This is a genomic window from Mesorhizobium loti R88b (assembly GCF_013170845.1).
In the GTDB taxonomy this organism is placed as follows: domain Bacteria; phylum Pseudomonadota; class Alphaproteobacteria; order Rhizobiales; family Rhizobiaceae; genus Mesorhizobium; species Mesorhizobium loti_B.
In genome coordinates, this window is the sequence record NZ_CP033367.1 from 6,756,702 (window position 1) to 6,772,629 (window position 15,928).

16 protein-coding genes and 1 pseudogene are annotated in these 15,928 nt (G+C 58.4%); 1 reads left to right on the forward strand and 16 read right to left on the reverse strand.

Going from position 1 to position 15,928, the window contains the following annotated elements:
• Positions 1-8: 8 nt before the first annotated feature.
• From EB235_RS32655 to EB235_RS32665, 3 genes and pseudogenes are all read right to left on the reverse strand, one after another.
• Positions 9-177, reverse strand: a pseudogene (locus EB235_RS32655) (helix-turn-helix domain-containing protein).
• Positions 178-337: 160 nt separating this feature from the next.
• Positions 338-583, reverse strand: a complete 246-nt coding sequence (locus tag EB235_RS32660; protein ID WP_080680407.1) for a helix-turn-helix domain-containing protein — start codon at positions 581-583, stop codon at positions 338-340.
• Positions 584-798: 215 nt separating this feature from the next.
• Complete coding sequence (locus EB235_RS32665; RefSeq protein WP_027033328.1) at positions 799-1,011, reverse strand: helix-turn-helix domain-containing protein; 213 nt, start codon at positions 1,009-1,011, stop codon at positions 799-801.
• A 125-nt stretch (positions 1,012-1,136) separates the two neighbouring features.
• On the opposite strand from EB235_RS32665, the gene EB235_RS32670 reads away from it, so the two are divergent.
• Positions 1,137-1,388, forward strand: coding sequence for a DNA -binding domain-containing protein (locus tag EB235_RS32670; protein ID WP_027033327.1), 252 nt, complete (start codon positions 1,137-1,139; stop codon positions 1,386-1,388).
• A 29-nt stretch (positions 1,389-1,417) separates the two neighbouring features.
• Here EB235_RS32670 and EB235_RS32675 read toward each other — a convergent pair whose 3' ends face one another.
• From EB235_RS32675 to EB235_RS32735, 13 genes are all read right to left on the reverse strand, one after another.
• A complete protein-coding gene (locus EB235_RS32675; protein ID WP_027033326.1) occupies positions 1,418-1,846 on the reverse strand; it encodes a DUF2285 domain-containing protein in 429 nt (142 codons plus the stop codon).
• A 121-nt stretch (positions 1,847-1,967) separates the two neighbouring features.
• Positions 1,968-2,219 carry a transcriptional regulator domain-containing protein gene (locus EB235_RS32680; protein ID WP_032933001.1) on the reverse strand — a complete coding sequence of 84 codons (252 nt, stop codon included), beginning with the start codon at positions 2,217-2,219 and terminating at the stop codon, positions 1,968-1,970.
• A 1-nt stretch (position 2,220) separates the two neighbouring features.
• Positions 2,221-2,853, reverse strand: a complete 633-nt coding sequence (locus tag EB235_RS32685) for an acyl-homoserine-lactone synthase (RefSeq protein WP_027033324.1) — start codon at positions 2,851-2,853, stop codon at positions 2,221-2,223.
• Between the two features lie 100 nt (positions 2,854-2,953).
• Positions 2,954-3,679 (reverse strand): LuxR family transcriptional regulator, encoded by a 726-nt coding sequence (locus EB235_RS32690; protein WP_027033323.1) that lies wholly within the window; start codon positions 3,677-3,679, stop codon positions 2,954-2,956.
• Between the two features lie 672 nt (positions 3,680-4,351).
• On the reverse strand, positions 4,352-5,758 hold the full coding sequence (locus EB235_RS32695) for an aminotransferase (protein WP_027033322.1): 1,407 nt from the start codon (positions 5,756-5,758) through the stop codon (positions 4,352-4,354).
• A gap of 158 nt (positions 5,759-5,916) precedes the next feature.
• Positions 5,917-6,414 (reverse strand): Lrp/AsnC family transcriptional regulator, encoded by a 498-nt coding sequence (locus EB235_RS32700; protein WP_027033321.1) that lies wholly within the window; start codon positions 6,412-6,414, stop codon positions 5,917-5,919.
• 67 nt (positions 6,415-6,481) lie between these two features.
• Positions 6,482-8,026, reverse strand: a complete 1,545-nt coding sequence (locus tag EB235_RS32705; RefSeq protein WP_027033320.1) for a fumarate hydratase — start codon at positions 8,024-8,026, stop codon at positions 6,482-6,484.
• A gap of 6 nt (positions 8,027-8,032) precedes the next feature.
• Positions 8,033-9,466 (reverse strand): NAD-dependent succinate-semialdehyde dehydrogenase, encoded by a 1,434-nt coding sequence (locus tag EB235_RS32710; RefSeq protein WP_027033319.1) that lies wholly within the window; start codon positions 9,464-9,466, stop codon positions 8,033-8,035.
• 197 nt (positions 9,467-9,663) lie between these two features.
• Positions 9,664-10,590 carry a LysR family transcriptional regulator gene (locus EB235_RS32715; RefSeq protein WP_027033318.1) on the reverse strand — a complete coding sequence of 309 codons (927 nt, stop codon included), beginning with the start codon at positions 10,588-10,590 and terminating at the stop codon, positions 9,664-9,666.
• Between the two features lie 172 nt (positions 10,591-10,762).
• Positions 10,763-11,677, reverse strand: a complete 915-nt coding sequence (locus tag EB235_RS32720; protein ID WP_169627229.1) for an HpcH/HpaI aldolase/citrate lyase family protein — start codon at positions 11,675-11,677, stop codon at positions 10,763-10,765.
• Between the two features lie 121 nt (positions 11,678-11,798).
• Complete coding sequence (locus tag EB235_RS32725; RefSeq protein WP_027033316.1) at positions 11,799-12,950, reverse strand: CaiB/BaiF CoA transferase family protein; 1,152 nt, start codon at positions 12,948-12,950, stop codon at positions 11,799-11,801.
• 14 nt (positions 12,951-12,964) lie between these two features.
• Positions 12,965-14,218, reverse strand: coding sequence for a methylaspartate ammonia-lyase (locus EB235_RS32730; RefSeq protein ID WP_027033315.1), 1,254 nt, complete (start codon positions 14,216-14,218; stop codon positions 12,965-12,967).
• Positions 14,219-14,261: 43 nt separating this feature from the next.
• Positions 14,262-15,266, reverse strand: coding sequence for a succinylglutamate desuccinylase/aspartoacylase family protein (locus tag EB235_RS32735; protein ID WP_027033314.1), 1,005 nt, complete (start codon positions 15,264-15,266; stop codon positions 14,262-14,264).
• Between the last annotated feature and the right edge of the window lie 662 nt (positions 15,267-15,928).

Consider the following 15,928-nt stretch of genomic DNA (forward strand, 5'->3'; position numbering starts at 1 on the left):
TATCCTGGTCAGTTAGGTCGCACCCCTTCGATGTGGCTGACACGGAGGGCTTGTGCCAGTTCATAAAGCCTGACGATGGTGGTTCCTTTTGCCCTTCTCCAGCCCGCTGATGTACTGCTGGCTGAAGCCGGAGATCTGGGCAAGCTGCTCCTGCGTCAAGCCGGCCTTCTCCCTGATCCTGCGTGCATTTCGTCAGACCAGCTTGCGCTCTCCATGCGAAGGTCAGCAAGTCAAAGCCATTGAGTTTATGCCATCGATGTGCCCGAACCATCTGCCGCCGGGGCAGCAAATCCAGGGCTACGATTTTGGTGACTTGTCGCTTGCCAAGCAGCACAAGCTATCGGTCACGCAAGCGACGCACACGTGCGAGAACCTCGCAAGGGTCGATTTCGAGCGCTTCCGCTACATCGAGGAACTCAATGACGTCCATGCGACGTTCACCGCCCTCATACTTGGCCACGAAAGACTGCGGGCGGCGAAGCGCTTCGGCAACCTTGGCCTGGGTTAAGCCCTTGTTCTTGCGCGCCGCTATCAGCTGTTCCAGCAGCCGGCGTTGGCGGGGCGATCGAAGGGATTTCGGCATCAGATGAACCGGCCAGAAGGGAACCGGCTCATCAACTAATCCCAGTTTCGGATTATCCCATTTTAGGATATATTTGCAATCCACAAGGCAAACCGCGCCATGGAGCAAACTGTATGGTCGAGACCATGTCGAAGAAAAGCGGGCTCAGTTCATGGGCGGCGGTTGCGCGTCATCCAGATGGATTTCGGCAATCCGGGATGGACTGATCGCCTTTGTTACTGCGGCGGCCTAATCAACTCACAAGGATCAACGTCAAACGCTTTTGCGAGCCGGCCAAGCACACTGACACTTGCGGAAACCCGAGCACGCTCGATCGAGCCCACATAGCGCATGCTCAGTTCTGCGCGGGCAGCCAATTCTTCCTGCGTCAGGTCCTGATCATGGCGCAAACGACGCATGTTGATCGCCATGACTTCCGTGAGGTCCATGGCGAGATAGGGACCAGAACCGGAACTATCGTTCTAGGAACGATCGTTCCTATTCGCTATGGTGAGCCAACCGAGGAGAAGCCGTGCCCGATCACAACAAACCCCAAACCGGCAAGAGGGTCGCGATGAAACGCAAAGTCCAAGACGAAGTCCCATGGTCGGACAGCCTGACCGCTTACGACAATGAGCACTTCACCATCTATATGAGGCTCCTGGACGCGTCCGCCGACGACGCCAGCGAAGACGAGATGGCGCAGCTCGTCCTTGGCATCGATCCGATGCGAGAACCTGAGCGCGCCCGAATGGCGGTTCGCAGCCATCTCGATCGGGCAAACTGGATGGTTACGACTGGATACAAAGAACTGTTCGCGCGCTGACCGGCTCCAGGTGAGCTATTCCAATCATCTTAGACGAGGAAATCCCGATAGCCACGATCCATGAGCATGTGACCGCGCCGGACGGCACGGCGGATTCGATCGCGAAGGTGGTTGCGCGGATCCGTCCAGTCGGCCTGGACGCGTTGTCGAGCCAACAGGGCCATTGCGATTTGGCGATGCGATGCCCCGCCTAGCGAGCCGTCGAGCGCCTGAAGAACAAAGCGCAGACGGCTAGCGCGCGCTTCGGGGGGAAACAGCCTGTCGGGAAATTGTCCAGTCGCGTGAAAAGCATTGAGGCATTCGAGCGCATTCAGGTGCTGCCTCATTCGATCGGCGGGCCAGATCGCGTCGACGGAAAGCCGAACGGGGCGCAAAACCTCCGCGCCCTCCACGACAAGTTGGAGGTCCCGGTGAGCATTTCGCAGCATGACGTGCTGTCGACCGTCCGCCGTGATCATGAGTGCCGCCCGACATGGCAATCTAGCGAGATCAAACGAAAGCGTTTCGGGCGACAGTGCCTTTTTCGCAATGACCGGCAGGACATGCGGGCATTGGCGGGAGCACCAGAACACAGCCGCATCAGGCCTCAACGAGCTTGCGAAACAGGAGCCCCCACTGCGTGAGATCGAGCGACGATCTCACCAGTTCTACCTCGAACCACCTTTCTGCAAATTCTGCGTGCTCAAGCGCGTGCCTGCAGTCACGCTGGAAGGCCGGATTGCGCCGCAGGAATTCCCAGGCCCAGCCGCGTCGCGTCAGGTGCCGCGTATAGCGATAAGATTTCTCATCCTGCCAGTCCGGCCAGTCGGCGTCATTACCTATCATAGCCATGTCAGGCGCCCGTGCAGAGCACTGGCGCCCACAGGACGGGACCGCCAAGACTGCCACTGTGGCGGACCGCAGCAAGGCTCGCCTCTGAGACATCCAAACAGCCGGCAACTGCGCACGTGGTGCCGATTGTCTGGGGCGGACCGATCCGGGCCAGCGGCCATCCGGCGCGACGCAGGATTCGCTCCATGCGCAAATCCGTAACCGTGACGATATGGGTAAGCTGCCGCGACAAACCGAACTCGATCATGCCAGCGAGGAGTTGATAGGTCGCAACAGCAATACTCCCACTGCCCTTCGGTGAAGACGGTGGAAGATCAAGGGCGAAACGGCTGCTTTCCCAGACGCTCGGTTCCTCGGGTGCCGTTCTCTCCTCCAACAGCCTCGAAAAGACATCTCGCAACATCGTCGGCCCCGTCGAGGGCAGAAGGCGTACGCCGCTCCCGACGCGACCGGCGGAATCGCACAACACAAGATAGTGCGGTTTCAGGGAATCGAATGAATCGATCTCGAAGCCGCCGGTCGTGCTCACGTTCCAATCGAGGCGCTCCTTAAAGACGCGGTAGCGCAGGCGGTGCATTTCGTGAAGTTCGTAGGCAAAGGCGCCGTGCCAGCCGGGCGCAATAAGCTCAATCATGATGGTCTCCTCGCAGGTATGACCCTGCCATTGGAGGCGAACCTTCATGCCGCGACTGCCTGTGCATTTGCACAGGTCGATCAAAGAGGGATTCTGTCCCTCAGAGAATTGATGATCGTGAGGAGGCCAGCAGTGTCACTGCCTGATTTTTGGTGCGCACGCCGAGCTTCTTCTTGGCATTGTCCAAATGGAAAGCGGCCGTGCGCTCCTTGATTCCCAAGATACAGCCGATCTCCCAGGCGGACTTGCCCTTCGCCGTCCACTCCAGGCATTCGTACTCACGGGGCGTCAACGAAACACCATCCACCGCCAGACCACACGAAAGCTTGCGGCGAACGCCAATGTGAAAGCACATCGCCATAATCTCGAGCGCCTGCTCATACTTCTCGGCGACGCGCAGGAAGGTCGGATCGAGCCTGTCTGCCGCGAAGGTCATCGCAGCGACACCGCCGCGGCGATCAACAAGTGGTATCGTCAGTCCGCAGCAGATGCCGAATTCGGCAGCCTCATCGAAAAGCTGTTGCTGTCGCGTTGAAATGCCAGCATGGCCGAAATCAGGTCCCCACTGAAAGGGATATTCGCTGCACCTTGCCCATTCTATGACTGGGTCGATCCTTTCATATTGGTGGCGCAAGTAGTGCGACGTCCAGCCAGAATGATAGTTCGATATCAGCCTGGGTTTTGTGACGCGATCAGACACCAGAGACAGATAGGCAAATGCGGGAATGTCGAAGGCGCCGGCGGCGCTGGCCAGTGCGTTATGGAAGTCGACTTCATCAACACTCAAAGACAACTGTTCCAGCAAAGTTTCGAAGACGAGCTGCATTTTCTCCTGCGGCTGTTTTCAATTAAACCTGGGACTTTCCGGCTTCTTGGCAGCTACGGCGAGAGGACTCGCCCCCCGAGATGTTCGACGCTGGAGAAAATTCACCGCGGTGACTACTCCCCGGACCTTCGATCATATGAAAGGAGGTGCATGCGACCTCGACGCCGGCTGCCGTAAGCCGCGGGTCCGAAGCTGCGATTGTGGGCGGTCGCCATGGTGTATAAGAATTATCGAAGCTCGATGTGCCATCCGGATATGCAGATGACCTCCTTCTCGAACTGTCGATTGCGGAGGCGCTACAATCACGCAGATCCAGCGGGCCACCCAGATCCAGCGGGTCAAAAAAGGCGCCCTGCCGGCGGGGAGGTACATCGGCAGGGCGCGCCGCACAAACACCCTGGTCGTTGGGCAACAGGACAGCGGCGGCAGAACTGATTTGGTTATCGCTTGCGATCAAAGGTATCCGAAGCATGCTTAGAATCCGACGGCTTCAAGTTCAGCAGTTTCGGTCGGCTCGGCGCGAAATGCGCTGTCAACCCGCCTTCACCAATGGGACACCGTGGGCGACAGGCTGACGTCAAAGCGTTTGGTCCGTGGGAAAGTTCCTCCCAGGGACCACTTTACCCGGGACGGCGTCGAACCCGGGGCTCGCTTCCGTCGGCACTCGCATGTTCATATCGCACCCTCGGCCTTCAGCGCGCGATAGGTCGTCTCGACTGATTTCGCGGTTGCGTTGACGATTATGTCGATCTCCTTCCGGGTGATGATCAAAGGCGGGGCAAAGCCGAGGATATCGCCGTGTGGCATGGCACGGCCGATGACACCATTCTCGAACAGAGCAGCGGCGGCTCGAACCCCGACCTGAAGATCGGATTCAAACGGTATTCTCTGCTTTGGATCTCGCATCAGCTCTACGGCGGAGAGGATTCCGACACCACGAACCTCGCCAACAATGGGGTGTCCCGCCAGTTCGGCATTCATGCGGGCATGCCAATACGGGCCGACATCGCGGACATGCTCCAGGATATTTCTTTCCTTTAGGAGTCGAATATTGGCGAGCGCGGCCGCAGCGCAAAGCGTGTGACCCGAATATGTCCAGCCATGGCCGAGGGCGCCGTGCTTCTCTGTTCCTTGTTCCAAGATCGACCAGACGCGGTCGCCAATGATTGACCCGGAGATGGGCAGGTAGGCGGAACTCAAACCCTTGGCGATGGTCACGAAGTCCGGCCGCATGCCATAGAGGTGGGAACCGAATTTCTCACCGGTTCGTCCAAACCCGCAAACCACCTCGTCGGCGATCAGCAGGATATCGTACTTGTCGAGCACGCTTTGAATAGCGGTCCAGTATCCTTTTGGGGGTGGAACGATACCGCCTGTCCCAAGCACCGGCTCTCCAATAAAAGCTGCAACGGTCTCCGGGCCTTCAGCCACGATAAGGGCTTCAAGTTCATCCGCGCAGCGTTTCGAGAATGCTTGCTCACTTTCGCCGTCATGCGCCTGGCGATAGTGGTGCGGCGTCGTGGTATGGCGCACCAAGTCCAGCGGCAGGTCGAAGAAATTATGGAAGAAGGCAAGGCCTGTCAGGCTCCCGGTGACCAGCCCGGACCCGTGATAGCCGCGATGACGCGAGATGATCTTCTTCTTTTCAGGGCGGCCCAGAATGTTGTTGTAGTACCAGACCAGCTTGATGTTGGTTTCGTTGGCGTCGGAGCCGGAAAGGCCGAAAAAGACCCTTCGCATGTTCTGACCAAAATACTCGACCACGGCCTCTGCCAAGAGGGCGACTGGCTCTGTTCCTTGACTTGCATAGATATGGGCGAACGGCATTTCGTGTGCTTGCCTGGCAATGGCCTCGGCAATTTCCGTGCAGCCATATCCCATGTTGACGCAGTAGAGCCCACCGAAACCGTCGAGGCTCTTTCGGCCTTCGGTATCCCAAATGTACACGCCTTCCGCACCGGCCATGATCCGATTTGGGGTCTCGCCTCGGCTGTGCTTGGCCAGATGCGTGGACGGATGAAAGACGAAGCTTCGATCCTTCTCTCTGAGTTGCTCGGTTCCCAGATTACTCAACCGCATAGTCCTCTCCTCGCGATGGATTGGCGGAGGGCACTCGGCCGGCCGCGTTAGCAATTACCATACCGCAAACGCCTCTCCAGTTTCGCGGGAATGCACGTCCTTCGCCGACGAATTCGCGGAATGGGGATCAAAAGCCGTGGAAACGAAGGCGTCGGCGTTTACCGTCGCCTTAGTGCGGACAAGGGGATTGGTGAATTGGACTTGATTGGTTTGGTCACGACAAGACTGTAATATTGATCGATCCCCAAGCCTGCCTGCAGCAGTCTCTCCATGAAATCCTGATACGCAGCCATAGAAGGAGATGCGACGCGCATCAGATAATCGATCCGCCCGCCGATAGCCCAGCAATCCAAGATTTCCGGAAATTCTCCGATCGCAGTCTCAAAGTGTCTTTGGTCCTCGAGGCGATGACGTTCCAGAACGACCTCCACCATCACAAACACCATGCCGCCGATGAGGGCCGGACTCAGCCGCGCGTAGAACCCCTCGACAATCCCTGCTGTCTCGAGTGCACGGAGCCGCTCCGAGCAGGCCGACGCCGAAAGATGAACGCGTTTTGCAAGCTCGCTTTTTGAGATCCGGCCGTCTGACTGAATCTCTGAGAGAATCCGGAAGTCCCAAGCGTCCAGGCGCGCAGGATTGGGCTTCGACTTCATGACCTTGTGCTCTTAAGCCGTGTTGACAATGGAATTGACGCCGATCAACCGAGCTTGGTCGGAAGGCTCAAACGCCGATGTTGCGTGCGATGCTGTCCGCCGCCATGCGCTTGCGCCACTCAAGAGGCCCAGAATTGTGAATTGAGTTTCCCTCAACATCGACAGCCATGATGACAGGCATATCCTGCACCTCGAATTCATAGACTGCTTCCATGCCCAGGTCTTCGAAGGCAATGAGCCGCGCTGACTTGATTGATTTTGATATCAGGTAGGCAGCCCCACCCACTGCGATGAGATACGGCGTTTTGTGCCTTACAATCGACTCGATGGCCGCCCGTCCTCTCTCCGCTTTGCCTACCATCGCGAAAAGCCCGGTTTCGGCGAGCACCTTGTCCGTAAAATCGTCCAAGCGGCTGGACGTTGTTGGGCCGGCCGGTCCGACGACCTCATCTCTCACGGCGCGGACGGGTCCAACGTAGTAGATTACGCGCCCCTGCAGATCGAACGGAAGCGGCTTGCCGGCGTCGATCAACTCGACCATTCGCTTGTGGGCGGCGTCACGGCCCGTCAGCATTTTTCCGGACAAAAGGAGCGTTTCCCCGCAACGCCACGACGCCGTCTGTTCCTTGGTCAGCGCATCGAGGTTCACTCTTCGTACGCCGGCTGGACTCAATTCGTCCGTTCCAATGTCGGGCCATTCGCGCAAATCGGGCGGCTCCAGCATGATTGGTCCAGAGCCATCCAAGGTAAACTTCAGGTGCCGGTTGGCGGCGCATTGCGGAATGAGCGCCACGGGCTTGGACGCGGCATGAGTAGGATAGGTCGCAACCTTGACGTCGACGACTGTCGTCAGGCCACCAAGGCCTTGGGCGCCGATGCCCAGTGCGTTAATCCGGTCATAAAGTTCAATCCGCAGTGCCTCTTCCGCGCTTGAAGGCCGCCTGGCAATCAATTCCGCCATATCGATGGGCTGGTTCATGGCCTCCTTGGCCAGCAGCATCGCCTTTTCAGCGCTGCCACCGATGCCAATCGAGATCAGGCCGGGTGGACACCACCCACTGCCAAGCGTCGCGACTGTGTCAACCACCCAGTCGGAAACGGAGGCGCTGGGGTTCAAGGTGGTAAAACGTGCCTTGTTCTCTGACCCGCCGCCTTTTGCGGCAATGGTGATGTCAATCTGGTTACCTAGTACAAGGTCGACGTGGACGACCGCCGGCGTGTTGTCACGAGTATTGACTCGTCCGGCGAGCGGATCGGCAACGATCGATGCCCGAAGGGGGTTGTCCGGGTCGAGATAGGCCTGACGGACGCCTTCATTCACGAGCTCTGCGAAACTGGCCGTTGATTTGATCCGGGCGTCCATGCCGACTTTTGCGAAGACCACCACAAGGCCGGTGTCCTGGCAGATCGGCCGCCGCCCGAAGGCCGCCATGCGGGAGTTCAGCAGAATCTGCCCTATTGCGTTTTTTGCCGCTGGGCTCTGTTCGCGCGCGTACGCTTGCGAAAGAGAGCGGATGTAATCTGGAGGATGGTAGTACGAGATGTACTGAAGGGCGTCGGCCACGCTCCTTATGATGTCCTTGCCGGCGATGGTCCGTGTTCTACTGCCCACCGGATCTCATCCAAATGAACCGAGGCCGTTCACCATTTTCAGGATCTGGAAGCTCCGTACCCCCTGCTCGCCTCCTTCATATCCATAGCCGCTCTGTTTGACGCCTCCATAAGGTGCATCAGCTGAAACCCCTTTCAGGTAATTCACACTGACAGCGCCCGCCGAAAGACTATTGGTCAGCTTTCGTTGCGTATCGGCAGCGTCCGTGAAGAAGTAAGCGGCCAAGCCATACTCAGTGTCGTTGGCTTCCCCGATGGCCTCGTCGAGCGTATCGAACGGAGCCACGGTGAGGATCGGTCCGAACGGCTCTTCATGAAGCACTCTGGCATCCTTCGGCACGCCCGTCAGGATGGTTGGCGGCCAGTAAAAGCCCGCTCCGTCGAGGCGGGTTCCACCTGTCTCGATGTGGGCGCCGCGATCGACCGCATCCTTGGTCAGACGCTGCATGGCCTCGATTCGCCGCGCGTTTGCCATCGGTCCCATCTCCGTCGCAGGGTCGTCCGGTAGGCCTATCCTGATCTTGCGGGCGGCTTCCGTCATCCGGGATAGGAATTCCTCGTAGAGTGTCCGAGCGACAAGAATCCTGCTGGGCGCATTGCAGCTCTGGCCCGCGCACTCGAACTTGTATTCCGAAATAGCCGGTATCGCCTTTGCCAGGTCGGCATCCTCGCACACTATAACCGGAGAGTGCCCACCGAGTTCAAGAATGCAGCGCTGCAAATTATTCGCCGCGAGCATGGCCAGCTGTTTTCCAACAGCGGTTGAACCGGTGAAAGTCAAGACCTTCACGATTGGTGAACTGAGCAAATGCCGCGATATATGCACCGGCACACCGAAAACCAGATTGACCACGCCGTCCGGAACACCTGCTTGGCGCAATGATTCAACGATATGGACAGCTACGCTCGGTGTCTCTTCAGCCCCTTTGAGGATCACTGGGCAGCCTGCCGCCAACGCCGGGGCGAGCTTGCGGGTGATGAGCACGGCCGGATAATTCCATGGCGTGAACGCAGCAACGACACCGAGCGGCTCCGGAACGATCATCCGGTTCGGACCCAACGGAATAGTCGCGGACAGCTCTTCCGCGTGCGTACCGTTCCACTCCAGCGTTTCGACCGCGCGCGCGTACTCGCCTGTTGCTTCGGCAATCGTCTTTCCCTGTTCGGCCGACAGGTCCCTAGCTGCTGGTTCAATCTGCGTTGCCAAGACTCTTGCGGCTGCTACCAGGATCTCGCCACGTTCTTTTGCAGGCCGTGAACACCAAGCCTTGCGGCTGCGTTCTGCCGAAGCGAGGGCCTCGTCCAGATCCGACACCGTCGCCGAGGCTACCGAGGCAACTACCTTCTCCGTTGCCGGATTAATCACCGGCAATGTGACTCTGCTACCACCCGCCCGCCATTTGCCGTTGATGAAGAGCTCGTAGCTCCTGGCCTCGGACATCGCGTGCTCCACTTGTGTGAATTTTTTGCCGTACGATCGCCGTTCGATAGCGAACCGCTAAACTCGCCTGAGCCAGTTTCATCGCGAGTGTCGCGGCAGGTCAAATATCGAATATTGCCGAAATCCATCTGGAATCCAGATCGATCTGATCCTGATGGCCGCAAGAAGACATAGCGTTTCCAAATAGGTCGAAGAGTTCAGGTGGCGTCAGGAGCCGCGGCTGCCCAGGCCTCACTCTCAATTAATTCTCTGGCGACCTTGGGGATGAGCTTGCGGACCGCGGAGACGGCCGCAGAACGCTCATCTTTCGGATTTACGGCAAGTACGACGGAACGGGTAATCACCGGATCGACGATTTTGACCGTCCGAACTAGCCCTTGAGTGGCTTCTTTTTGAACGGCTGAGGGGGCGAGAATAGAATGGGCTTTTCCTTCTATAACCATGTTGATGATCGTTGAGAGCGAGTCCACTTCAAACTTGACGTCCAGCGCGCAACCGTGTTGTGCGACGACGTCAGCCACCGAACGTCTGACATTGTTATTGCGCATGGGAACCGCCAGCGGGAACGCGTGTAGATCCGCCAGAGATATCGAAGCTTCGAAAGGCGGTTCACCTGATGGCACCACGAGACAGAGCTCTTCGCGCGCCAGGACCGTCATTCGTGCCACACTATCCGCTGTGCGGTAGAGAACTGCCAGATTGAAGCGGCCAGCAGCCATCCACTCCTCCAGCGGTCCCGTCATACCCTCGATCATCTTTAGTGAGACCCTCGGCAGTTCGGCTCTCACTGATTCAAGCAAGGGGCCGCTCAGCACGCGAGCGGCTCCCGACGGAATGCCAATGGTCACCTCCCCGGCAGGGGAAGCGGCTGTATTGGTCAATTCCGCCTCGGTGAGTCGAATTTCCCTGAGAATCGCCCGCGCTCGCTCGAGCAGTTTGGCTCCTGACGCCGTCACGCTTACGCCGGACCTGTCGCGTATCAGCAGCTGAGTGCCGAAGCCTTCCTCCAACTGACGCACATGCAAGCTCAGAGCGCTCTGAGCAATATTGAGGAACGCAGCAGCCTTCGTGAAGCTGCCCGCTTCGACTACGCCGACGAAGTATTTTAACTGCCTAATTTCCATCATTTGAAGTGCCCAACTGAGGCACTTCCCCAGCTTCCTCGTATCTATCTCGAAAAGTGATGGCGAGAAAGCAATAATTGTGCCGCACTGCAGCAATCGCCCAGGCAATCCACGGCCGAGGCAAGTGGAGCACCTTCGTGTCGTGTCGTCCGAGTCTGGGCTAATCAGCCGTTCAAACGCCCAACTCGGCCTTTGGACCCATGGCGATGATTTCACGGGCCCTCCTGACAACCGGGGCATCGACCATCTTGCCGTCCAAGGCGAAAGCACCCCTACCCTCTGCCGCGGCATCCCTTTCGGTCGCGAGCACGCGCCGGGCCCACTCGAACTCCTCTGCGCTTGGCGAGAAGGCTTCATTCAGGATGGCAACTTGTGTCGGATGAATCGCCAACGCTCCGACGAAACCGAGCCGCCTTGCCTGTATGACGACATCGCGGAACTTCTGCGTGTCCGAAAACTGCCCGATACTTCCAACGAATCCAAGAGGCAGCAGACCTCTCGCACGGGCGGCGAACAAGACCGAAAGGTTCGGTCCTAGAAGGAGCTCTGGACTTGGTGTCCCGCCAGCGGCCGCGCTGAAATCTTCCGGACCAAGCGCCATCGCGGCCATCCGTGGATGGGCCGAAGCTATTGCCGCGAGTCTCGTCAATGCCCCCGGAGTCTCGATCTGGGCAACGAACCGAATGCTTCCCGCGTCAAGATTCCTTTCGTGCTCAAGTTCCGTCACGGCATCAGCGACTTCCATCACCCACTCGGCCGATTCCACCTTGGGAAGGACAAGCGCATTGACGCCTGCGACGACCGCTGCTTCAAGGTCGGCAGCCAGCGCGCGCAGGCCACGGTTCACGCGGACCAAAACCGACGCACCGTTGCGACCCACTTTTGCCACCGATCCACGAAGTTGACGCCTTGCCTGGTCCTTCCGGTCTTGCGGGACCGAGTCCTCGAGGTCGAGTATGACGCCATCTGCACCCCGCTCATGGGCCGTCTTAACGAAGCGCGGAACGTGAGCGGGAACGAAGAGCAGGGATCTCCAGCGGGGTACAGACATAGGGCTTTCAATGGCCGGAAAGGTGTCCTTGATCATGGAGTCGCCTCTGCGGTCGATTTTAGCGAGCTCGCAGGGCCGCCGATTCGCTGGATGATCCGTGGTACACACGCTCTCCTATAGATCGCGAGCGCACCGGCCTTACCGACAAGACGCACGCTCACGCCGATGTGGCTCTTTCGCGCAAACGTCCCAGAACCTCCTCGCGGACAGCCTCGGTATGAGCGCCAAGAGCCGGGACAGGGCGCAGCAAAGGGTGCTCAGCGTTGAAGATCGCTGCGGGGGCGATCGTCTCGATGGTCCCTTCGGGTGTTCCGACCTGCACCTTGCGAATGTGTGGGTGCTTTGAAACATCCGCGACTTCGTTCAGTCGGCCATATGCCAACCCGGCTGCCTCAAGCTCCTGCATTGCTTCGTGGCATAGCAGTTTGGAAAAGCGCCGTTCGATGATCTCATCAAGTTGCGCACGGTGACCGAGGCGCTCCATATTATCGGCGAAACCAGGTGCGCGTATAAGCTTCGGCAGCTTCAGGAACTTTTCGCAAAAATTCACCCATTCACGGTCATTCTGAACCGAAAAGATGACCTCTTTGCCGTCGGCACACCGATAGGCACCATATGGCGCGAGCGACGGGTGTTTCACGCCCGCGCGCACCGTGTGATAGCCGCTGTAGTCGTTTTGAAGAACCGGCACGTTCATCCAGTCGGCGACGGCATCGAACAGTGACACCTGGATGCTTGTCCCTTCGCCAGTGACCTCGCGGTGATATAGCGCCTGAAGAATGGCGCTATGCGCGTTCATGCCTGCCGAGATGTCGCAAACCGACACACCCACACGGGCGGGCCCCTGTTGCGTCCCGGTGATCGCACACAGACCAGTTTCGGCCTGGACGATGAGATCATAGGCCTTCAAATGGGAGTACGGCCCTGTGTCGCCGAAACCGGAGATATCGCAGGTGATCAGACGCGGAAATCGCCGACGGAGATCCCTAGACCGGAACCCCAGTTTTTCGATACTGCCCGGCTTCAGGTTTTGGATTAAGACGTCGGCACCGGCAATGAGCGTGTCCAGGACGGCGCGGTCCCCCTCAGTTCTCAAGTCCAGACAGACCGACTCCTTACCCCGGTTGAGCCAGACGAAGTAAGCGCTTTGTCCCCGCACCAACTTGTCGTAGTTGCGGGCAAAGTCCCCTTCGGGCCTTTCGACCTTGATGACACGTGCGCCGGCGTCAGCAAGACGAGACGATGCATAAGGCGCGGCCACGGCCTGCTCCACGGCGACGACAGTGATCCCCTCAAGAGAGTTCTGCATGCTACACCGTGCTTTCATCCAACGTTTTCGTTTTGAGCCCGACGACGGTTCAGCATCGCAAGCAGCCGATTTTGTTCATTCCCAACGATTGAAAATGCTTCGTCGACACCCATACCGGGCTTTGCGAGCATCATGTCGGCCTGGGTCGCGACCGATACGTGGACAGAAGCTTGGGCGGAGAGATCCGTCTCGGTACAGCTCCCCCCGACATACGCTCCAACTTGGTTCTCCTTACAAATAAGAACGGCACGTGCCGTGTCGGCAATTGAGCCAACATCGGGGGTCTTGATTTGGACGAGATGGGCGGCCTTTGCTTCGGCAAAGAGCCGGATATCCTCGAGCATGTTGCATCGCTCGTCCACAACAATACGGGCATTGGAACCCCGGTTGTCCAATATCGATACGATCTTGGCATAGTTCTCAATTTGTGCCTGCGTCGAACCGAAATCCGCTGGGGACTCGATGTTTAGCGTGAAATCCGGGACGGTATTTGCAACCTGGCAGATAAAGTCCGCGATGTTTTGCGGCTCAAGGCCGATTTCCTGGCCGATCCAGCCATACACATCGAAATGCAGCACCGGATGATACCCCGGGCAGCCGATTTCGCGCGTACGCCTTGCAACCCACTTCACGAACTCCATGAAGGTCTGGCCGTTGATTCCGAATTTCTGCCGTGAGTTGATCAGGCCGTGGGGAAGCACATCCACGGCCTTCAGAATCATCTTGTCGACATTGATTTCGCGAGCATCGCCGCTCTGGCAGTAGATCGGGACCCTGCGCGTCGGCAGCGGCAAGTCAAATTCAGCGCATACAACCTCTGCCATGGTGGCGCGCTGGAGGTAGGCCGCGGCTCGAAGCAGGGCCTGGCTGACGCCATACTCAATCGCGAGAGGTAGCCGCTTATGTTCGTGAGGCTCGAGAACCTTCGCGCAGGCCACAAGGTAACGAGATACATCAACATCCAGAAGCCGAGGCGCCACGACCCGGGAGGTCAAATCCGAGATTTGAGAAGTTTCAAACAATGGATCGCGTCCGCCAGCACCAGAGTACTGAACGCCCATCATGTCGCCCCAAACAACGGTGTCGTCGGAGAGGACAAGCCCGACGCTGAGCGACGATGCTGGAACGCGAATGGATGTAAACCCGGGCGTTACCGGTTCGCCAACATAGATGAAAGCATCCTGCGAGGCCCCGGCCCTGATAGCAGCCTGGTCGTCATAGAAAAATGCGCCATTGCCAAGCGTGAGGAGGACGTCTTTGATTTGCAATTCAGTCACTCGATTCATTCTGAGGGGATTAAATTTCGTTCTGCTAGTGGCACTCGAGGCGCAGGGGGCGCGCAACGGCCGCTACCCATTCGTTGACGCCGACATGCCCCCCCGATCGTATGGCGAAGACGATGGCTGTTCCAGGCGCGCGGATGTCAATGGATTCAACGGACAGAGAATCCATCGGATGCAGGATGCCTATGAGATCTCCCTGCTTCACTTCATCCAACACCGACGCGCGAGGTTCGAAGATGCCCGGTGCGGGCGATTTCAACTCGTCGGACGGATGCGTTTCGAGTGTTTGGCCGGACTTCTGTTGACGGAACGTTGGATACTCGGCCTTACCCTCGACCAGCCCGAGCGCGATGAGCGCGTTGCGCACTCCAGCCTCGTAAATCGCGAGATTGTCCGCGCCGACCGTGCCGCCGCCAAATTCAGCGCAAACAAATACCTTCCCTTGGTTTTGGGCCACGATATCGAACATTCCAACCGTGTCGTTGTATTCCCAGACCAATGTCAAGGGCAATTTGAACGCTTCCGCCATTCTCACCGTCCTGGCCATGAGATCGAGATCGGCAATCGGGTGCGTCGTGGCGGCCGGTGGAAAATCCCACGTTGGTCCGAAGCTGTGCAGATCAAATACCGTGTCGGCCATTGGCAACAAAATGCGCGAAACCGCATCCGCGATTCGTTCGGTCACTGACCCGCCGGCGCGGCCCGGAAACACGCGATTGAGATTCAACCCGTCGAGCGGAGTATTGCGGCTCCATGCCTGCACGGCTAATGGATTGAGCATCGGTAGGACGATGACCCTTCCACAGGTTTGCGCTTCTGGCAGCCACTCGATAAGCCGTCGCGCGACAAGCGGCCCCTCCAGTTCATTGCCATGATTTCCGCCGGTGACAAGAAGGCGCGGCCCCTCTCCTCTATTGAGACTGAAGACAGGGAGCGAAAGCTCCCCGCGGTCGGCACCTCCCGGGACAACAAGATGCCCCCTGCTCACGCCGGGCATATCGCTATCAAAGGTAAGATGCGGTGCTTCGCTCATTGTTCAACCTATTGCTAGTATTCAGGCGACCTGGCGCCGGGTTTACGATCGCTGATGCGCGTTTTGCTGCTCTGGAAGTATGCGCCACGCGGTGTTCAATTAGCCAATATAATGTCCCAGATGGTGCCATCGCGTTTTTAGATGGCCGCCGCCTGGCTTGGTGGCTGCACGATGTTCAGACGGGAACCGTGATGAATAGCTGGCTCCCCCGCCTACACCCAATGGCCGCCAGCCTGCTTGCCCGCCACACGGGCCAGCCCCTCAGGGATCTTGTCAAGCTTGGGCAGATACTGGAGCGTTTCATCACCGATCGAGGGCTAAGAAGCATATCGCCTGCTACCGCGGTTTATCCTGGCGGACATTATGAGCGGTGCCCGTTGCTCCAAGACGCCGAGCTTGTGCGAGATGAAGATGAAGGCGATGCCGATCCCCTCTTGCAGATTGATAGGCAGGTTCAGGGTCTGGGCCTATACGAAGACGTCCAGGGCCGGGCGATGAGCTGCGAGGCTTGAGGGGCCGCTTCGGCGCAATGTGCCGAGCCGCTGGCGCGGGTCAACCGACAGTGCGGACGGACTTTGCGGGCGACGAGGGCGCTGATCATGCCGCCCAGTAGGGCCGGCAAGCGGAGCTTAGGGCCATCTCGCCGCTAGATGACCCAGCTA